The sequence below is a fragment of the Ruegeria sp. C8 genome (assembly GCF_056537565.1).
Genome location: NZ_JBQFRV010000017.1, coordinates 66,907 through 87,073 on the forward strand (window position 1 = coordinate 66,907; position 20,167 = coordinate 87,073).

The 20,167-nt window shown below is 59.1% G+C and carries 18 protein-coding genes; 10 read left to right on the forward strand and 8 right to left on the reverse strand.

The features are described 5' to 3' along the window. Positions 1–9: 9 nt before the first annotated feature. A complete protein-coding gene (locus tag ACR0KL_RS19025) occupies positions 10–480 on the reverse strand; it encodes an MOSC domain-containing protein (RefSeq protein WP_480777392.1) in 471 nt (156 codons plus the stop codon). A gap of 139 nt (positions 481–619) precedes the next feature. On the opposite strand from ACR0KL_RS19025, the gene ettA reads away from it, so the two are divergent. From ettA to ACR0KL_RS19045, 4 genes are all read left to right on the forward strand, one after another. Further along, on the forward strand, positions 620–2,287 hold the full coding sequence (gene ettA / locus ACR0KL_RS19030) for an energy-dependent translational throttle protein EttA (protein ID WP_170678842.1): 1,668 nt from the start codon (positions 620–622) through the stop codon (positions 2,285–2,287). Positions 2,288–2,335: 48 nt separating this feature from the next. After that, entirely contained in the window at positions 2,336–3,115 is a 780-nt protein-coding gene (locus tag ACR0KL_RS19035) for a DUF4145 domain-containing protein (RefSeq protein WP_170678840.1), read from the forward strand. Between the two features lie 481 nt (positions 3,116–3,596). Further along, the gene (locus ACR0KL_RS19040; protein ID WP_170378838.1) at positions 3,597–3,803 is read left to right on the forward strand and encodes a cold-shock protein; all 207 of its coding nucleotides are present in this window, start codon (positions 3,597–3,599) and stop codon (positions 3,801–3,803) included. Positions 3,804–3,954: 151 nt separating this feature from the next. Then, positions 3,955–4,509: a L,D-transpeptidase gene (locus tag ACR0KL_RS19045; RefSeq protein ID WP_170378840.1), complete on the forward strand. Its 555-nt coding sequence runs from the start codon at positions 3,955–3,957 to the stop codon at positions 4,507–4,509. 6 nt (positions 4,510–4,515) lie between these two features. Here the strand turns inward: ACR0KL_RS19045 and ACR0KL_RS19050 are convergent, their stop codons facing one another. Further along, entirely contained in the window at positions 4,516–5,181 is a 666-nt protein-coding gene (locus ACR0KL_RS19050; protein WP_170378842.1) for an arylesterase, read from the reverse strand. Between the two features lie 26 nt (positions 5,182–5,207). Here ACR0KL_RS19050 and ACR0KL_RS19055 point away from each other — a divergent pair, with 26 nt between their 5' ends. Both ACR0KL_RS19055 and ACR0KL_RS19060 read left to right on the forward strand, forming a co-directional pair. Next, positions 5,208–5,903, forward strand: coding sequence for an ATP-binding cassette domain-containing protein (locus ACR0KL_RS19055; RefSeq protein WP_170468773.1), 696 nt, complete (start codon positions 5,208–5,210; stop codon positions 5,901–5,903). Further along, positions 5,900–8,428, forward strand: coding sequence for an ABC transporter permease (locus tag ACR0KL_RS19060; RefSeq protein ID WP_480777393.1), 2,529 nt, complete (start codon positions 5,900–5,902; stop codon positions 8,426–8,428). Before ACR0KL_RS19055 ends, ACR0KL_RS19060 begins: the two co-directional genes overlap by 4 nt. Positions 8,429–8,432: 4 nt before the next feature. Here ACR0KL_RS19060 and ACR0KL_RS19065 read toward each other — a convergent pair whose 3' ends face one another. Beyond that, positions 8,433–8,879 carry an Rrf2 family transcriptional regulator gene (locus tag ACR0KL_RS19065; RefSeq protein WP_170378848.1) on the reverse strand — a complete coding sequence of 149 codons (447 nt, stop codon included), beginning with the start codon at positions 8,877–8,879 and terminating at the stop codon, positions 8,433–8,435. Positions 8,880–8,974: 95 nt separating this feature from the next. On the opposite strand from ACR0KL_RS19065, the gene ACR0KL_RS19070 reads away from it, so the two are divergent. Further along, entirely contained in the window at positions 8,975–9,586 is a 612-nt protein-coding gene (locus ACR0KL_RS19070; protein ID WP_170678834.1) for a gamma-glutamylcyclotransferase family protein, read from the forward strand. Between the two features lie 10 nt (positions 9,587–9,596). Here ACR0KL_RS19070 and gltX read toward each other — a convergent pair whose 3' ends face one another. After that, a complete protein-coding gene (gene gltX, locus ACR0KL_RS19075) occupies positions 9,597–10,922 on the reverse strand; it encodes a glutamate--tRNA ligase (protein ID WP_170678831.1) in 1,326 nt (441 codons plus the stop codon). A gap of 319 nt (positions 10,923–11,241) precedes the next feature. On the opposite strand from gltX, the gene ACR0KL_RS19080 reads away from it, so the two are divergent. Continuing rightward, entirely contained in the window at positions 11,242–12,174 is a 933-nt protein-coding gene (locus ACR0KL_RS19080) for an MBL fold metallo-hydrolase (RefSeq protein WP_170678829.1), read from the forward strand. A 4-nt stretch (positions 12,175–12,178) separates the two neighbouring features. Here the strand turns inward: ACR0KL_RS19080 and ACR0KL_RS19085 are convergent, their stop codons facing one another. The 3 genes from ACR0KL_RS19085 to ACR0KL_RS19095 form a co-directional block, all read right to left on the reverse strand. Continuing rightward, positions 12,179–13,510 (reverse strand): NAD(P)/FAD-dependent oxidoreductase, encoded by a 1,332-nt coding sequence (locus tag ACR0KL_RS19085; RefSeq protein ID WP_170678976.1) that lies wholly within the window; start codon positions 13,508–13,510, stop codon positions 12,179–12,181. A gap of 161 nt (positions 13,511–13,671) precedes the next feature. Next, complete coding sequence (locus ACR0KL_RS19090; protein WP_480527608.1) at positions 13,672–13,893, reverse strand: hypothetical protein; 222 nt, start codon at positions 13,891–13,893, stop codon at positions 13,672–13,674. Between the two features lie 321 nt (positions 13,894–14,214). Beyond that, complete coding sequence (locus ACR0KL_RS19095; protein ID WP_480777394.1) at positions 14,215–15,873, reverse strand: NAD+ synthase; 1,659 nt, start codon at positions 15,871–15,873, stop codon at positions 14,215–14,217. A gap of 154 nt (positions 15,874–16,027) precedes the next feature. On the opposite strand from ACR0KL_RS19095, the gene ACR0KL_RS19100 reads away from it, so the two are divergent. After that, positions 16,028–17,512, forward strand: a complete 1,485-nt coding sequence (locus ACR0KL_RS19100) for an MORN repeat-containing protein (protein ID WP_480777395.1) — start codon at positions 16,028–16,030, stop codon at positions 17,510–17,512. A gap of 4 nt (positions 17,513–17,516) precedes the next feature. On the opposite strand, the gene ACR0KL_RS19105 is transcribed toward ACR0KL_RS19100, so the two are convergent. Next, a complete protein-coding gene (locus ACR0KL_RS19105) occupies positions 17,517–18,182 on the reverse strand; it encodes an SDR family NAD(P)-dependent oxidoreductase (protein ID WP_170678825.1) in 666 nt (221 codons plus the stop codon). 291 nt (positions 18,183–18,473) lie between these two features. On the opposite strand from ACR0KL_RS19105, the gene ACR0KL_RS19110 reads away from it, so the two are divergent. Beyond that, a complete protein-coding gene (locus ACR0KL_RS19110; protein ID WP_170678823.1) occupies positions 18,474–20,042 on the forward strand; it encodes a 2-isopropylmalate synthase in 1,569 nt (522 codons plus the stop codon). Positions 20,043–20,167 lie beyond the last annotated feature (125 nt).

A 20,167-nucleotide genomic window follows, 5' to 3' on the forward strand; every position in this document is an offset into this window, starting at 1 on the left:
AGCAGCTTGTCAATCAATCGGTTGCACCGTATCGCCCACCCGAACGCGTCCAGGGCGCACCACTTCGGCACACCACCCGCCGTGCCCACGCACGGCAGAATAGCCGCCTTTTCCCAGCGCTTCCTCCATCCGGCTGCAGGGCGCACAGATCACGGTAAAGCGCAAAATCGCCTCACCCACCTGCACCTCGCGTCCTTTGAGCGCGGAGAGGTTAATCCCTGAAACCACCAGATTGCGCCGCAATATCTCTGGCGCGATCGGCCCTTGTCCAAGGTACGAGCCAATCGCCGCCAAATGCTCCTGTTGGATCAAAGTCACCGCTCTCTTGCCCGTGCGACTACGATCTCCATCTAAACCATCGGCGGAAATCCTAGCGTCGCCCAAGGTGACGATCTCCGCCCGCCGGGCTGGACGCACTCCGATCCAATCGACCCGACCGGGCTTTGCCCACCCAGCAATCAATTCCGCAAGTTCTGACATCTCACGCGCCTCTCAAACCGAAGCCACTCTAGCCTGCCCAAGGTCTCAGCAAAAAATCACGAAACCACCAGCTTGCCCCGCCCGCTCCGCTTGGATATCAAGCGTTTCAACCCAATTTCCCCGACCCAGAGGACGCGACATGGCCGCCTATCAATATGTCTACCACATGCAGGGTGTCTCAAAGACCTATCCCGGAGGCAAGAAGTGCTTTGAAAACATCCACCTGAGCTTTCTGCCCGGCGTGAAAATCGGTGTCGTCGGCGTCAACGGCGCGGGTAAATCGACACTGATGAAGATCATGGCCGGCCTTGATACGGATTTCACCGGTGAGGCATGGGCGGCTGAAGGCGCCAAGGTGGGCTATCTGCCACAGGAACCGCAGCTGGATGAATCCCTGACCGTCCGCGAAAATGTCATGCTGGGCGTGTCCGCGAAAAAGGCCAAGGTCGACCGCTTCAACGAGATCGCCATGGAGATCGCTGAGAATTACTCGGACGAGTTGATGGAAGAGATGACCACCCTCCAGGACGCGATCGACGCGGAAAACCTGTGGGACCTCGACAGCCAGATCGACGTCTCGATGGAGGCGCTGCGCTGCCCGCCGGACGATGCCAACATCGCCAACCTCTCGGGGGGTGAGAAACGCCGCGTGGCGCTGTGCAAGCTGCTGCTGGAAGCACCCGACATGCTTCTGCTCGACGAACCGACCAACCACCTGGACGCCGAGACCATCGCCTGGCTGCAACAGCACCTGATCGACTACAAGGGCACCATCCTGATCGTCACCCACGACCGTTATTTCCTGGATGACATCACTGGCTGGATCCTCGAACTCGACCGCGGCCGTGGCATTCCGTACGAGGGCAACTACTCCGCATGGCTGGAACAAAAGGCCAAACGGCTGGAGCAGGAAGCCCGCGAAGACAAGTCCAAGCAGAAGACCCTGCAACGCGAGTTGGAATGGATGCGTCAGGGCCAGAAGGCCCGCCAGGCCAAATCCAAGGCCCGGATCAACGCCTACAACGAGTTGGCCGAACAGTCCGAACGCGAAAAGCTGACCCGCGCCCAGATCGTAATACCCAACGGCCAGCGCCTTGGTGGCAAGGTGATCGAGGTCGAGGGCCTGTCGAAACACATGGGCGACAAGCAACTGATCGAAGGGCTGGACTTCGCCCTGCCCCCCGGCGGCATCGTCGGCGTCATCGGCCCCAACGGTGCCGGTAAATCGACCCTGTTCAAGATGCTCACCGGTCAGGAACAGCCCGACAGTGGCACCATCACGCTGGGCGACACGGTCGAACTGTCTTATGTCGACCAGTCCCGCGACGACCTTAAGGATGGCGATACCGTGTGGGAGGCAATCACCGGCGGCGCCGAGATCATCCAGCTGGGCGACGCGCAGGTCAATTCCCGCGCCTATTGCTCGTCCTTCAACTTTAAGGGCGGCGACCAGCAGAAAAAGGTCTCGCTGCTGTCAGGTGGTGAGCGCAACCGCGTCCACATGGCCCGCCTGCTGAAAGAGGGCGGTAACGTCCTGCTGCTCGACGAACCGACCAACGACCTCGACGTCGAAACCCTACGCGCACTGGAAGACGCGCTGGTCGACTTCGCCGGCTGCGCCGTCGTCATCTCCCACGACCGCTTCTTCCTCGACCGGATTTGCACGCACATCTTGGCGTTCGAAGGTGACGCGCACGTGGAATGGTTCGAGGGCAACTTCGAGGACTACGAAGAGGACAAAAAGCGCCGTCTGGGACCGGATGCGCTGGAGCCCAAGCGGTTGAAGCATAAGAAGTTTGCGAGGTAGCTGATCTACCTAGAAATTAGGTCCATCACATTCCAAACGAGAGTACAAATGTCATTCAATTGGACCTGTCCTTACTGTAGCCAAACTCAAACTGTGACACGCGAACGCATCTCCTCCGATCGTTTTCATTTCCTCGTTGGCGAAACTGCTTGGGGCTTCTTCGGGTTAGAGGGACAAGCCATTTGCTGCTCAAACCCTGATTGTCTTAAAGTGACTGTGGACGTTAGCTTATTACCTGCGGAAAAATATTCACAGTATGGTGTCAACGCACTAGATGGACGGTTTTTTTCGTCTGAAGCCGACCCAATGCTTCACGAAAGACTTATACCGCGCAATTCCGCTAAGCCCCAACCTGATTTCATTCCGATTGCGTTACGCCAAGACTATATCGAAGCTTGCGAAATTCGGGACCTAAGCCCGAAAGCTTCCGCGACTCTTGCAAGACGATGCTTGCAAGGAATGATCCGTGATTTTTGCGAGATTAGGAAAGGTCGTCTAGTCGACGAGATCAATGAACTTCAAAAAAGAGTTGAAGCCGAAAAGGCTCCCAAGGGTGTATCGGCGGAAAGTGTAGAAGCTATTGATCATGTTAGGAAAATTGGCAACATAGGCGCTCATATGGAAAAAGACATCAATACTATAATTGATGTTGATCCACAAGAAGCACAGATTCTCATTGAGTTGATCGAAAGTCTTTTTGATGAATGGTATGTAGAAAGAGAGCGAAGAAAAAAGCGCTTCGAAAAGCTTGGTGAAATAGCCGCCAAAAAAGAAGCGCAGAAGCAAATAGCACAGGAAAAACCCATACAAATCAAGGGTCCCGAATAGGCGCAGCAGGTAGCAAGCGTAGGATGGGGTTTCACCCCATCACTCACTCAACGACCCTACCCGAACACACGCACGATCTGTTCCCGCGCACCAAACAATATGCTATGCAAACTCCGACCTCTCAAATGATGGGGTGAAACCCCATCCTACGGCTCTCCGAACGCGCCCTCGGTGACCATACCGCTCCACTCCGGATCAACCCTGCCCGCGCGAATATCGCGATGGAGAGACGAATGCGGTGGAGCCAAAGGTGAAATTTCGTCGGCGGATTCACGTTCAAATCACCCGTTACGCCCTGAATTCACAGCGCATCCTGTTCAATCCACTCTTGCCACACCCGCACCCCAATGCCATATCCAAAGGGCTAACGTTTTTCTATTTCGACCCACTGTCTCCTTCTACGGCGCTCAGTCATTCGATCCAGACCGACGACGCCAGGCTGCCGCATCCACGTGGGCAGCACTAAACAGGAGACACGGACATGCCTGCAGGCACCGTAAAATGGTTCAACACCACCAAAGGCTACGGCTTTATCGCACCCGAAGATGGCGGCAAAGACATCTTCGTTCACATCTCGGCTGTCGAGCGTTCGGGCCTGACCGGTCTGGCCGACAACCAGAAAGTCACCTATGAGCTGCGCTCGGGTCGTGACGGTCGCGAAAGCGCAGACAATATCGAACTGGCATAAGTCACTCAGACGGGCGGGGGTAAACCCCGCCCTTTTTTGTGGCCGAAAGGCCTCATATCACAATTTCGTAATATCTGCCCCATAATTGACCAATTAAGATATCATTCTGGAATTCGAGTGATGATTTTTCAGGTCAATTCAAGAGGCGCACATGTTTACACGTCGTGTTTTTCTGGCCGGAACGGCCCTGAGCCTTCTCCCCGGTATTGCCGTTGCCAAGAAGGCTGCCGAGTATGATCCCACACCGCAATTTGTCCGGATCAAAAAGCAGTTTCAGCCGGGGCAACTGCTGGTCGTGCCGCGATCATTCTACCTGTACTACGTGACCGAACCGCGCAAGGCGGTCCGCTATGGCTGTGGTGTCGGCAAAGCCGGGTTGGAGTTCACCGGCACTGCGACCATCGACGTGAAGAAGGAATGGCCCACCTGGCGTCCCACGCAAGAGATGATCGAGCGGGATCCGGTGGCCTATGCCCGTTTCAAGGATAACGACTATGTTCAGCCCGGCGGGGGCGACAATCCGTTGGGCGCGCGCGCACTCTATCTATTCCAGAACGGGGTAGACACCTATTTCCGTATCCACGGCACAACGCAGCCCCAGACGATCGGGCGGGCCGCGTCGAACGGATGTATCCGGATGATGAACGAACACGTGGTAGATCTCTACAACCGTGTGCCGATCGGAACGGTCGTCACAGTGGTTTGACGGCCCCTAGCCCTGTTCACCCGACATCTTGACCAGTTCCAGCACGGATGGGCCAAGCGCCTCAACAATCCGCGCGACGCCTTGGGCATTCGGGTGAATCCTATCAGGCTGCATGTATTGGCTGACTGCGTTCGGATCACCACTCGAGGCGAGACCGTCAAAGAAACTCTCGGCGTAGAGGACATCAAACTGTTCAGCCAAATCCGGGTAGATCGTGTCGAACGCCTGTTTGTAGTCCGGACCATAGTTGCCGGGGGCCTGCATGCCGATCAGCAAAACGTCGACATCGCTTGTTTCAGCCGCGCTCAGGATTGCGGTCAAGTTGGCGCGCGACAGATCGGGATCGAGACCGCGCAGCAAGTCGTTGCCACCCAGCGCAACGATCATCGCGTCCACATCCGGCGTCAAAGTCCACTCGACCCGCGCCGCGCCGCCCGCCGTTGTATCCCCCGAGACACCTGCGTTGATCAAACGAACCTCGGCCCCGTTCGCCTGCAGCCAGCGTTCCAGCTGTGGGACAAACCCATCCTGTTCGACCAGCCCATAGCCTTGGGTTAGCGAATCCCCCAATGCGGCAATCACCACGGGCTCGGCTGTTGCAGTATAGCCCCAACTGACAAACAGCCCTGAAACCAGAACCTTGCGCAGAGCTACAAACGCTCCATATCCCAATTGACTGCCCTCCGATGGAAAGACCAATGACTTCAGCTGTTCTTACGCTCCAAAATGCCTCTTTGTCTCTAGATGGCAATGCCGGGCGGGTCGATATCCTGCATGAAATCTCTCTGTCCGTGACGAAGGGTGAGAGTCTGGGGCTGATCGGGCCATCCGGGTCGGGCAAATCTTCGCTTCTGATGCTGATGGGCGGGTTGGAGCAAGCGACCGGCGGTCGCGTCTCGGCTTTGGGTCAGGATCTGACGACAATGGATGAAGATACTCTGGCCCGCTTTCGACGCGACACGATGGGTATCGTGTTCCAGAACTTCCATCTGATCCCCACCATGACGGCACTGGAAAACGTTGCCACCCCACTGGAGCTGGCTGGCCACAAGGACGCATTCACCCGCGCCGAAGCAGAACTCGACACCGTCGGTCTGTCCCATCGGCGCGACCACTATCCGGCGCAATTGTCCGGGGGTGAGCAGCAGCGGGTTGCCCTGGCCCGCGCCTCGGCCCCGCGCCCTCAGATCCTGCTGGCGGATGAGCCGACGGGCAATCTGGATGAAACCAACGGTGCTGCAATCGTCGATCTTTTGTTCGGTCTGCGGGACAAGCACGGCGCGACCTTGGTATTGGTCACGCACAGCCCATCGCTGGCGGCGCGCTGCGACCGCGTTGTGCGCCTGCGCGATGGCCGCATCTCGGATGAGACCAAGCAAGAGGCCGCGGAATGAGTCTGCGACTGGCCGGACGGCTGGCACGTCGTGAACTACGCGGAGGCCTGCGCGGCTTTCATATTTTTCTCGCCTGTCTCGCCCTTGGGGTTGCCGCCATCGCTGCGGTCGGCTCGGTCCGCTCGGCCATCCAGACAGGGTTGACGCAGGAAGGGGCTGCCTTGCTGGGCGGAGACGCGCAGCTTGAGTTCACCTATCGCTTTGCCAGCGACGAAGAACGGCGCTGGATGGACGAGACCGCGCAACAAGTGTCCGCGGTTGTCGATTTCCGGTCGATGGCTGTCGCCGCGCAAGACACCGGAACCGAGCGGGCGCTGACACAAGTCAAAGCGGTAGATGGCGCTTACCCTTTGGTGGGATCTGTCACTCTGGCCCCAGAGATGCGACTGGACAACGCTTTTGCGGGCGCAGACGGCCTGCCTGGTGCCGTCATAGCCCCCGCATTGATCGATCGGATGGGGCTGACGGTCGGCGATCGCTTCGCCTTAGGCACGCAGGAGTTTGTCCTGATGGCGGCCTTGCGTCATGAACCGGACGGTGCGGCGGACGGATTCGCCCTTGGGCCAAGAACACTGGTCCGAACTGAAGACTTGCAGGCCTCCGGCCTATTGGCACCGGGCACGCTGTTTTCGACCAAATACCGCCTCGATCTGCCCAGAGGCACTGATCTTGCAAACCTCTCCCAGCAGGCCAAGGAAGCCTTCGATGGCACCGGCATGCGCTGGACCGACGCCCGCAACGGGGCACCCGGCATCACTGAATTCGTCAACCGCCTCAGCGCGTTTCTGGTTCTGGTCGGCATTTCAGGGTTGGCAGTCGGAGGCATAGGCGTATCCGCAGCCGTCCGAGCCTACCTGTCTCAGAAGACCGAAACCATCGCCACCTTGCGTACCTTGGGGGCCGACCGCGCGACGATTTTCCAGACCTACATGATCCAGATCGGGCTGTTGTCGGGCATCGGAATAGCCATCGGCGTCACATTGGGCGGGGTCCTGCCGCTGGCTCTGGCCCCAATGATCGAAAACCTGCTGCCGATTCCGGCGGTTTTCGCCCTCTACCCGCAAGCTCTGGCCGAGGCTGCGATCTACGGCATTCTGACCGCCTTTCTGTTCACGCTCTGGCCATTGGCCCGCACCGAGGAGGTGCGCGCCGCCACTCTCTTCCGTGATGCGCTGACCACGGCCCGCGCCCTCCCCCGACCCATCTATGTCATGGCCACCGGTTTCGGGCTGCTCCTGCTGATTGCAATCGCCGCGTGGTTCAGCGGCTCGGCCCGACTGACGCTCTGGACCAGTGCTGGCTTGGTGGGCGCGCTCATCCTTCTGTCCCTGTCGGCCATCGCGATCGGCCGCATCGCCCGCGCTGGCAAACCCGCCGCGCGTGGCCGCCCTGCCCTGCGATGGGCGCTCTCGGCCATTTCCGACCCGCGTGAGGGCGCGGCATCGGTGGTCCTGTCCCTAGGTCTCGGCCTGTCTGTTCTGGCCGCCGTTGGACAGATTGATGGAACCTTACGCAATGCGATCTCGGGCAACCTGCCGGATGTCGCGCCGTCCTATTTCTTTGTCGACATCCAAAAGGACCAGATGCCGGGCTTCACCGAACGTCTTGAAACCGACCCATCCGTCAGCCGGATCGAAAGCGCACCGATGCTGCGCGGCATCATAACCCAGATCAACGGACGCCCCGCGCGCGACATAGCCGGGGACCATTGGGTTCTTGAAGGCGATCGAGGTATCACTTACTCGACCCGCCCGCCCGAAAACGCCCGCGTTACAGCAGGCGATTGGTGGGCCGAAGACTATTCCGGAGAACCGCAAGTCAGCTTCGCCGCTGAAGAGGCCGCGGAGATGGGCCTGACCCTTGGGGATGAGTTGACGGTTAACATCTTGGGCCGAGATATCACGGCCCGCCTGACCTCATTGCGCGAGGTCGACTTTTCGACTGCGGGTATGGGCTTCATCATGTCCATGAACCCTTCGGCGCTGGCCGGGGCACCACACAGTTTCATCGCCACCGTCTATGCCGAGGAACAGGCCGAAACCGCGATCCTGCGCGATCTGGCTAACCAGTATCCCAACATCACCGCGATTCGGGTGCGGGACGCTATTGACCGGGTGTCGGGCCTGCTGGCCGGGTTGGCAGCGGCAACCTCCTACGGGGCAGGTGTCTCGCTTTTGACCGGGTTTCTGGTTCTGATCGGCGCAGCCGCCGCCGGAGAGCCTGCGCGACGCTACGAAGCTGCGGTGCTGAAAACACTCGGGGCGAACCGGCAGCGCATCCTGCAAAGCTTTGCTCTGCGTGCTGTCTTGCTGGGAGCAGCCGCTGGGGGAGTCGCCCTTCTGGTCGGAATTCTGGGGGGCTGGGCCGTCGCCACCTATATCTTCGACACCGGCTATACAGTTATCTGGCCTTCAGCCGTTGGCATCGTATTGGCCGGAATGGTCGTGACATTGGGTGCAGGGCTTGCCTTCGCCCTGCGGCCGCTATCGGTAAGACCAGCCCGCATCCTTCGCGCCAGCGATTGACCCCTTAGCGCACGCAGGCGACGGGTTGCAGGATTTTCAACAGAGGATCGTTGTCGCAAACCAAAGCATCCAGCGTGATATCATCCAACGAGGCATAAAACACCTCAGCAGCGTCCTTCAACGCCAGCTTCAATCGGCATGCATCGGTCAGAGGGCAGGTGTTGTCGGCATCCGCAAAACACTCGGCAATCGGCAATGCGCCTTCCACATCCCGGAACACCGCCCCCACCCGGATCTCATCAGCCGAGCGCGCCAGCGACATGCCCCCATTGCGGCCCCGTTGTGTGCTGAGATAGTTCAGCTGGCTCAACTGGTTGATCACCTGGGCCAAATGGTTCTCGGAAATGTTGCAGACCTCGGCGATCTCGGCCTTGGTCACCAGCCTCTCGGGATGCGCCGCGCAATACATCAACAGGCGCACGGCAATATTCGTCCGTTTGGTAATCCGCATAAGGGCCTCCCTAAATCAATGATGTGATCTTATTGCATGTCCGGCAAAAAAGCGGTTTGACATACATCAATCGACCCAAAGGACATCTCGCGCTGATGGCAGACCCCTATTTCTTTGGCTATGGCAGCCTCGTAAACTTGGCCACACATGACTTTCCCGATCCTCGGCCTGCAAAGCTCAAAGGTTGGCGGCGGGCATGGAAGCACACCGACTTGCGCTCGGTCGCGTTCCTGACGGCGGTACCTGATCCTGATTCCGAGATCGAAGGTATGATTGCCCACGTACCTAAAAACGACTGGGCCGCGCTGGATGAGCGTGAGTGGGCCTATGACCGCATCCCCGCCACGCCGTCAGTCACGCATTCGCTTAAGCAGGATGTTGAAATCGCTGTTTATGCAGTGCCGCAGGACCGACACAATGCGCCGACAGATCATCATCCGCTACTGCTGAGCTACATCGACGTCGTTGTGCAAGGATATCTGCGTGTTTTTGGGCCGGACGGGGTCGACCGGTTCTTCGCAACAACGGATGGCTGGGACGCACCTGTCGTGAATGACAGGGCCGAGCCAAGATACCCGCGCCACCAACAGCTCAAACCTGACGAGACAGACTTTGTTGACGATCGCTTGCGCCGGGCGTCGGTGCGGGTCATCCAACCGCACCAACAAAAAGAAGCAGACGAACTGCCCGCCTCTTTCAAGTTCTAAGGCCCGGCAATCAGCCTCGCGCGCGGATCACTTGCAACAGCGGCAAGAGTGCCGCCATCTCAGGCCCGCGCTCCATCCCGGTCAGCGCCTTGCGCAGCGGCATGAACAGGCCCTTGCCTTTGCGGCCCGTGGCCTCTTTGACGGCCTTGGTCCAAGTGCCCCAGGTGTCGCCATCGAAGGGGCCTTCTGGCAATAGCGCAATTGCCTCAGCGATAAAGTCACGATCCTCATCGGCGATCAGAGGTTCGGCCCCATCCCGGCACAGCTCCCACCATCCCTTGAGGTCAGCCAGAGTGGTGATGTTCTCGCGCGCCATGGCCCAGAACGGCTCAGCCAGTTCAGCAGGAACGCCCGCCTCGGCAACGGCGTCTGCAACATCCCCCAGCGGCAGCGATTGCAGGTGCTTCGCAGTCAGCGGGAACAGGTCCTGCACATCAAACTTGGTCGGAGCCGCGCCAAAACGGTTGATGTCGAACCCGTCGATCAACTCGGCCATCTCGGACCGCAGCTCAACCGGATCAGACGATCCTAAACGCGCCATCAGGCTCAGCAGCGCCATCGGCTGCACGCCCTGTTCGCGCAGATCACGCAGGGCCAGTGTGCCCAGACGTTTCGACAGCGCCTCGCCCTGAGGGCCGGTCAACAGAGAATGGTGGGCAAAGCGCGGGCAAGTGCCACCCAGCGCCTTGATGATCTGAATCTGCGTTGCGGTGTTGGTGACGTGGTCCGAGCCACGCACCACATCGGTCACGCCCATCTCGGTATCGTCCACGACAGACGCAATCGTGTAGAGAACCTGCCCATCGCCCCGGATCAGGACAGGATCGGAAACCGAGGCCGCATCAATCGAGATATCACCCAGGATGCCGTCATTCCACTCGATCCGCTCGTGATCCAGTTTGAACCGCCAGACGCCATTGCCACGCTCGGCGCGCAGCGCGTCTTTCTCGGCCTCGCTCAGGTTCAGCGCGGCGCGGTCATAGACCGGCGGCTTGCCCATGTTCAGCTGCTTCTTGCGCTTGAGGTCCAGCTCAGTCGGCGTCTCGAACGCCTCGTAAAACCGGCCCATCTCACGCAACTTGTCGGCGGCTTCAGCGTAGCGGTCCAGACGCTCGGACTGACGTTCGACCCGATCCCACTGCAGACCCAGCCACTCAAGATCCTGTTTGATCGCGTCGACATATTCCTCTTTCGAGCGCTCAGGATCGGTATCGTCAATACGCAGTATGAAGGTACCGCCTGCCTTGCGGGCGATCAGGTAGTTCATCAGAGCGGTGCGCAGGTTGCCCACATGGATGTAACCGGTGGGCGACGGGGCGAAACGGGTGGTTGTCATGGGTGTCTCCTGTTGGCGCGGCTCTTGTCACAACGGCGCGTTTTTGTCCAGCAGGCGTTTCGGATTGCCTAAAGCGTTTCGGGTTTAGCTTGACTCATTAGGTGACACGAATGTCCCGAGAACGCTGAAAGCGTGGCAGGGTATTCGTGTCTCAGGTTAAACCGAAACGCTGTAGGCTCCACGGGCACCCCAGATCGCAAGATGAACAAATATTAACACGCAATGTTCATCCACGCAGACTAAGTACCGGTGTATAAAGTGGCACGCGACCCGAAGCGAACTACCTTTTTCGCTGGCGTTCTGACAGGGAGACCAAGAAATGGCCATCAATTTAACACGCAGAGCGGCCTTGGGCGCCGCAGCAGCCCTTCCATTTGCATCCGCAGCGACCCCTCTTTTGGCCGCCGGAGCCGAGACAAAGGCGAACTCGACCATCGCAAGATCATTCCAGCTGGGCGACTTCACGGTCACAACCCTGCTGGATGGCAGCCTGCCACGCGATGGTGCGCAGGAAATCTTTGGCGGCGGCGCATCGGATGAGGATTTCGCCAAAGTATCAGCCGAAAACTTCATCTCGCCTGACGTAGCACAATTCTTTTTCACGCCGACCCTGGTGAACACAGGCTCGGAACTGATCCTTTTCGACACCGGGCTTGGTCAGGGCGGCATTCAGGCCGCTTTGGCAGATGCAGGTGTCACGCCTGATCAGATTAACGTGGTCGTGCTGACCCATATGCATCCAGACCACATCGGCGGCATGACCACAAACGACGCGCCGACATTCCCCAATGCCCGCTATGTCACTGCGGCACCCGAATATGATTTCTGGTCCGCTCAGGAAGCCGGGAACCGGGTCGGCGATCTGGTTGCTGCCAAAGTCACCCCTCTGGCGGAGAAGATGAGTTTTATTGAGGATGGCGGAGACGTGGCCTCGGGCGTGACGGCGATGGCGACCTTTGGACATACCCCCGGTCACATGGTCTACCACCTGGAAAGCAACGGTCAGCGCCTTATCCTGACTGCGGACCTTGCCAATCACTATGTCTGGTCCTTTGCGCACCCCGAATGGGAAGTTCGGTTCGACATGGACAAAGCCGCCGCAACGGAATCACGCCGTAAGATTTTGGGCCTGCTGGCCGCCGACAAAGTACCGATGATCGGCTATCACATGCCCTTCCCGGGCGCTGGCTATGTCGAGACCCGAGGCGACGGCTTCCGCTTTGTGCCCGTCAGCTATCAAATGATGGGCTAAGCCTTCAGTACCCAGGGTCCGGCCGGACCTTTGAGCCGTCGGTGAAACGAGACAGGCGAAACGCGGCCGGATCCACACAGGGCGTTCTGTGCATGACCAGATCTGCCATCAGCAGGCCCGCGCCGGGGCCAATGCCGAAACCGTGGCCGGAGAAGCCGGTGGCAATGAACAGACCCGGCAGATCATCGACCGACGACATCACTGGGATCGCGTCCGGTGTCACATCAATCATCCCCGCCCAGCTTTGGACGATCTCGGCCTGCTCCAGCGCCGGATAACTCTTGCGCGCATTCGCCCACGCGCCACGGATGACCTTTTGCGACGGCTCTGGATCCAGCACGCGGCAATGTTCGAACGGAGTCACATCAGTGGGCAGCCAGCGCCGATCCTCGCGCGCCTCGGTCGTCCAACGGCCTGACAGGCGAAAGCGCAGCGATCTCCATTCCTGTGCGAAGGCTGGCAGGAACTTGAGGGCCAGCCGGAAACTGTCGGGCACGATATCCACCGTGTTTTCATGGCCCGAAGCGATGGTATAGCCCCCATCCGCCCGCTTTCGGATTGCAAACCCATCCGACCAAAGCGCGACCTCGGGCCCCTCGACCACCGACGACACGCGCATGACTGTGTTCAGCACCTTCAGTTGAGGCAGGTCGATCCCAGCATTTCCCGCAAACAAGCGCGACCACGCCCCACCGGCCAAAACAACCCGGTCACACGCCACTCGGCCCCGTTCGGTGAACACTCCGGCGACGCGGCCCGCTTGCATATCGACGCTACGGACGGCGCAATTGGTCATGATGATCGCCCCGCGATCACGCGCGGCCTCGGCGATGGCGGGGGCGGCCCATTGCGGCTCGGCCCGACCGTCTTGCGGCATGTAGAGACCGCTAGATATTTCCGACTGCGCACCGGGCATCAGATCGGCCAGTTCCGCACCAGCGACGATCCGCGCGCCAGTGTCCAACCCGTCGACATGGCGCATCCAACGTTCAAGATTGCGCGCATCCCGCTGGCCTGAGGCCCCGAACAGAATCCCTGACTGCGTATAGCCGATCTGACGTCCGATCCGGTCATCCATCCCGCGCCAAAGCCGCAGCGACTCTTGCATCAGAGGGATCTCCCTCGGGTCGCGCATCCCAAGACGCACCCATCCCCAATTGCGAGAGCTTTGCTCGCCCGCGATCTGACCCTTTTCACACAACAGGACCGAAACACCCCGCTCAGCCAGCTCCAAGGCCGTGGATACACCAATGATACCGCCGCCAATCACGACGATATCGGTTTGTTTCGGCAATGAGAGATCGGAGTCGAAGACAGTAGGCTTGGGACCGGGCATCAAAAGCTCATGGACAATCGCATGGACCGCCATGGAGACCGACCGCTGTGCTACTGGCAACCGGTTTTTTGAGGTTCACAAAAGGATTGTGCAGACCTGTGGCGCGCGCGCCAAAGGTGTCGCGAAATACGCCGCACCTCCTACGACTTTAGCCTAGCGATTTACGCCGCGCCTGACAGCTCAGCCCATTTCTGACGCAGATTGGCCGAGAACCCGCTGGCCTTGGGCTTTGACCCGGTCCGGACCTCTTCCTGGGGGACAAGATCAGGGAATTCAGGACGCTTCATCGGCGCGACATTCTGCTGACCTGCATCTTCCCTCAACATGTCCGCAATGGCCGCATCCAGTTTCTCCTCGTCCAACTCTTGGGGAGGAGATTCCATCGTATTCAGCGCACGCGGCGCGTGAAGCGATTTATCATATTGCTCATTCATAGTAACACCACACTGTTCACTCAGACATCCCACCCGGATGTTACGTCGTCAGGCTAAAAACAGTTTGCCATGACCCTGCGCCCCTCGCAGCAATACGTCACACCCGCCTCACATGAGGCAATATCCAAGCATAAATGTGGCGGAAAAATGTCGCAAAAACAAGGATAGCCTGCGGATCACCCCGGGAAATGAACGGGGCACGCGCCCTATCGGAAACAATCCGAGAAATCAGAGTATCGCTACCCCATAACGGGAAACAATGTGCCTTATTTACCCCTGATCACGCCAACGATTCACAATTGGATAGCGGCGATCCAACCAGAAGGCCCGGCTGGTCAGGCGCGTGCCGGGGGCGGACTGAAACCGTTTATACTCGCTGATGTAAATCAGATGCTCGACCCGTTTGGCATCGGCCTCATCGAAACCGGCCGCAACACAATCGGCGATCGAGCCATCCTGATCGACCAGGATATCCAGAATGCCATCCAGAACCGGATAGTCCGGCAGGCTGTCGCTGTCTTTCTGATCTTCGCGCAGCTCGGCGCTTGGGGGTTTGTCGATGACCGACGGTCGGATGACCTCGCCTTCAGGCCCCATCATCCAGTCGCGATGATTGGCGTTGCGCCAGCGGCAGGTCTCGAACACGCGGGTTTTGTAGAGGTCCTTGATCGGGTTATAGCCCCCGTTCATGTCGCCGTAGATGGTAGCATAACCAACCGCAACCTCGGATTTGTTACCGGTGGTCAAAAGCATCTCACCAAATTTGTTCGAGATCGCCATCAGCAACACACCTCGCAGGCGGGACTGGATGTTCTCTTCGGTCAGATCGGCATCGCGACCGGCAAACAAAGAGGCAAGTGTCTCGGTCACCGCCGCGCGGCTGTCCGAGATCGGCACATAGTCATAGTGAACGCCCAGCGCCTTAGCGACCGCCTCGGCATCGTCCAGCGAGGTTTGGCTGGTGTATTCCGATGGCAGCATCACGCAACGCACATTGTCAGCGCCAATCGCGTCAACGGCAATGGCCGCAACCAGGGCTGAATCGACCCCGCCTGACAGCCCGAGAACCGCCTTTTTGAAACCGGTCTTGCCCATGTAGTCACGCAAGGATTGGACCATGGCGCGGTAGTCTTGCTCCCACACATCCGGTTGGGGGACGATCTCGGCCGGGACGATGCGCCAGCCGTCATCGCCACGCTCAAGGTCCACGTGGCGTATCGCTTCGTCGAATACGGGCATGCGGAAGGCAAGCTCACCACCCGGGTTAAGACCGAAAGTTGCTCCGTCAAAAACCTGATCGTCTTGCCCGCCAACCATGTTCAGATAGATCAGCGGCAGGCCGGTCTCGACCACGCGGGCCACCATGTGGTTCAGACGCACATCGTATTTGTCCCGGAAATAGGGCGAGCCGTTGGGGATCAGCAGAAACTCGGCCCCGGTTTCCTCCAGCGTTTCAGCCACATCCGGATGCCAGCCATCTTCGCAGATCGGACTGCCGATGCGGAAATTGCCCACCGAGTACGGCCCACCCAGCGGGCCGGAATCATAAAGACGCACCTCATCAAACACGGTCTCGTTCGGCAGATGGTGCTTCAGGGACTTGCTGGTGATTCGGCCACCATTCAGGATCAGATACGCGTTGTAGAGGCTGTCATCTTCTACCCACGGCCCGCCGATGGCGATGGCGGGACCCTCGGCGCAGTCCACGGCCAGCGCCTCAATCGCGGCCATAGCAGCGCGGTGAAACACGGGCTTCATCACAAGGTCCTGCGTGTTGTAGCCGGTGATGAACATCTCGGGGAAGGCCACCATATCGGCCCCGGCCTCGCGGGCCTCGTGCCACGCTGCGCGTGCTTTGGCGGCATTGCCGGAAATATCCCCCACGGTGGGGTTAAGCTGCGCCAGAGTGATGCGGAAACGGTCGGCCATGCTGCCCTCTTGCCTTCGTCAGTCCTTTTGCATTTAGCAGATCACCGCGCGAGTGAAAGGGCCATGCGGCAAAAGCCGTTGCTCTGCCCGTGACGGTCCCTTAGTTTTGCGCCGAAGAAAGCAAGCAATGATGATCGGGCAGGCAGGAACAACAATGGATGTGATCCGAAATTCGATTGCTGCAGGGGCCATGACCCTGATCGCAGCGGCAGCCTTTGCACAGGACGGAACCGTCATCGTCAAGGATGACGAGGTCGGAGGCGTCTATGAAGGCACCTTCCTGAACGGCTTGCGGCACGGGACCGGGTCGTATCGGCTACCCAACGGGTTCGAGTATTCGGGCGAATGGATCGAAGGCAAGATTCAGGGGCAAGGCACGGCGCGCTTTGCAAATGGCGCGATCTACGAAGGTACATTCGCCGATGGCCAGCCAGACGGCCAGGGCAAGATCACCTATCCCGATGGCGGCACCTACGAAGGGACGTGGTCCAACGGGGCCATCAACGGAACCGGCGTGGCCCAATATGCCAATGGCCTGCGATATGAAGGCGCGTTCAAAGACGCGCGCCATCACGGCAAGGGCACTCTGTCCGACCCCAACGGATACGCCTATGAGGGCGACTGGGTTGAGGGTGAAAAGCAGGGCATGGGCAAGATCACTTCGGCCGATGGATCTGTCTATGAAGGTGAGATCGAACAGGGTCAGCGCCATGGTCAAGGTCGTCTGGTTCAGTCGGACGGCGTTGAATATGACGGTCAGTGGCAGAACAACGTGATGACAGGCACCGGGCGGCTGACGCTGGCCAACGGGGATGTCTACGAGGGCGCATTGCTGGACGGGCGCCGTCAGGGCAAAGGCAAGGAAACCTATGCCAACGGCAACGTCTATGAGGGCGACTACGAAGACGATCAGCGCCACGGCAAAGGCACCTTCACCGGGACAGATGGCTACAGCTATACGGGCGACTGGTCCCGTGGTCAGATCGAAGGTTTTGGTGAGATCACTTATCCCGACGGCTCAACCTATATCGGCGAACTCAGCGCGGACCTACCGCATGGCAAGGGTCAGAACACATATCCTGACGGTACCATCTATGATGGTGAGTGGGTTGCGGGCGTGTTCGAAGGTCAGGGCAAGGCCACATATCCAAACGGCGTCGTCTATACCGGCGAGTTCCGGAATGCGGTCAGCCATGGCACCGGCATCGTCACTTTCGCCAACGGCTATCGCTATGAGGGCGAATGGGTTGATGGTGCGCGACAGGGCAAAGGCAAGGCCAGCTACGCGGACGGCACGATCTATGACGGAGATTTCCTGAATGGCAAGCGCCACGGCAAAGGCACGATCACAACGCCTAGCACCTTCACCTACACGGGCGATTGGGTTGACGGCAAAATCAGCGGAGTGGGTGTTGCGAGCTACAGCACGGGCGATGTGTACGAAGGCGGCTTCCTCGACAACAAACGCCACGGCGAAGGCACCATGCGCTATGCCAACGGCCAAGAGGAGTCTGGCGTGTGGGACAATGACGCCCTGCCTGCGCGAAGCGCAACAGAAGAAGCGCCCGCGCAAGAGGATCAACCCGATCAGGCCGAAAACGCTGAGGAACCAGCGCAGGCTGAACCATCCGACGGTTAACTTGCTACCACGGAACGGGTTTTCCGGCCCAGTCGAAGAACCCACCCGTGTCATCGGTCGTTAGACCGTTGACCACGTTTAGCAAATTCTGAGCGGCTTCTTCAGGCTCTACCGCCGGATGCCGACCAAGGTATTTCTGCGTGAAGGCCGTTTTGACGGTGCCGGGATGCAAAGACACGCAGATCGCCTGTTTGTGCGTGCGCGAAAGTTCGATCGCCGAGGTATGGACGATCTGATTCACCGCAGCTTTTGCGGCCCGGTAACTGATCCAACCACCGATCCGGTTGTCCCCGATCGACCCCACACGCGCCGACAGGACACCAAAAACAGATCGCCTGTCGCGTGGTAGCAATCTGTGCCCACGGCTGAGGACCAAAGCCGGACCAACCGCATTCAACGCAAACTGATCCATCATGGCCTGTGCCGATACAGCGCGGATCGTCTTTTCCGGCTCCGCCCCGTTGATCTCCAACGCGCCTGAGACCACCAGAACCAGATCGAACGGGTCAGGCAAGTCATCCAAAACCTTCAGCGCCTGTTCCGGTTGGGTCAGGTCAAACCCGTCAACCGACCGGGACAGGCTAGTCACCTGCATCCCGTGCTCCTCAAGATGCGTGCAAAGCGCCGAGCCAATTCCTCCAGAGGCACCTATAACCAAAGCTGTTTTCATCTCTAACGACCTAGCGGCGGCAATGGCTGGATCAATGATGGGTCCCTAAGAATTCGCACAGAAAGGACCACGTCCTAATTTTGGTTCTTTTCATTCCGCGCAAGCTGGGTATAACCTCATCCTCATGATCAACCGCGCAGATATCCTTGTTGCCGACACCGCCCTTCGCGGTCCGTCGCTGCGTGGCCTACTGATCCTAATCCGCCTCTGAGCGTGCCAACCGGCGCGCCCGCTCAGAGGAGGACGCTAGCGCGCCAAGAGGCTTTAGGACAGAAGAAGAAAGAGAACCCCATGACTAACGTGACCGACCAAGACCGCGTCTTGATCTTCGATACCACTTTGCGCGACGGCGAGCAGAGCCCCGGCGCAACCATGACCCACGACGAAAAGCTCGAGATTGCCGAGCTGTTGGACGAAATGGGCGTCGACATTATCGAAGCCGGTTTCCCTATCGCATCCGAGGGCGACTTCAAGGCCGTATCCGAGATCGCGCAACGTTCGAATAACAGCCGTATCTGCGGTCTGGCCCGTGCGAACTTCGCCGACATTGACCGCTGCTGGGAGGCGGTGAAACACGCCGAGAAGAACCGTATTCACACCTTCATCGGCACATCCCCCCTGCACCGCGCCATTCCGAACCTGACGATGGACGAGATGGCCGAGAAGATCCACGAAACCGTCAGCCATGCGCGCAACTTATGTGAAAACGTGCAGTGGTCACCGATGGATGCGACGCGGACCGAGTGGGACTACCTTTGCCGTGTAATCGAGATTGCGATCAAAGCGGGCGCAACCACGATCAACATCCCTGACACGGTGGGCTACACCGCCCCGGTGGAGTCGGCTGACCTGATCAAACGCCTGATCGAGACCGTACCGGGCGCGGATGAAGTGATCTTTGCCACCCACTGCCACAACGACCTTGGCATGGCGACCGCGAACTCTCTGGCCGCTGTTGCAGGTGGTGCGCGTCAGATAGAATGCACCATCAACGGTTTGGGCGAACGCGCGGGCAACACGGCTTTGGAAGAGGTTGTAATGGCGCTGCGCACCCGCAACGACATCATGCCTTGGCACACGGGCATCGACACCACCAAGATCATGCATATCTCGCGCCGCGTGGCGACTGTGTCCGGCTTCAACGTGCAGTTCAACAAAGCCATCGTCGGCAAGAACGCCTTCGCACATGAAAGCGGCATTCATCAGGATGGGATGCTGAAGAACCGCGAAAACTTCGAGATCATGCGCCCCGAGGACATCGGCCTCTCCGGCACCTCTCTGCCCTTGGGCAAGCACTCGGGCCGCGCCGCGCTGCGCGACAAGCTCGAGACGTTGGGATTTGACGTCGGTGACAACCAGCTCAAGGACATCTTCGTACGGTTCAAGGATCTGGCTGACCGCAAGAAAGAGGTGTTCGACGACGACTTGATCGCCTTGATGACCATGGACGAGCATGACGACTACCTGCAGCTTGTATCGATGAAAGTGACCTGCGGCACCGGTGGTCAGGCCGAGGCAACTGTTGAGCTTGAGATGGACGGCAAGGACATCATCGCCACCGAACATGGCGACGGGCCTGTGGATGCAACGTTCAAAGCGATCCGCGCGATCTACCCCAACACAGCCCGGTTGCAACTGTATCAGGTCCATGCCGTCACCGAAGGCACCGACGCGCAAGCCACAGTCTCGGTCCGCCTGAGCGAAGACGGCATGATCGCAACCGGCCAATCGGCCAACACAGACACGGTCGTTGCGTCAGCCAAAGCCTATATCCACGCGCTGAACCGCCTGATCGTTCGCCGCGAGAAAACCGGCCCCGGCGCAGACACGCGTGAGATCAGCTACAAAGACCTGACCTAGAAACGGCAAAGGGCATGGGATTGTCGGGTCTGGAATGTTCGTGATCAACGCGCCCTTTGGGTTGGATCAGGAAACCCACAGACTGTCTACTCTCTTCACAAAACTGTGAGCTGTTGGCGAGGAGC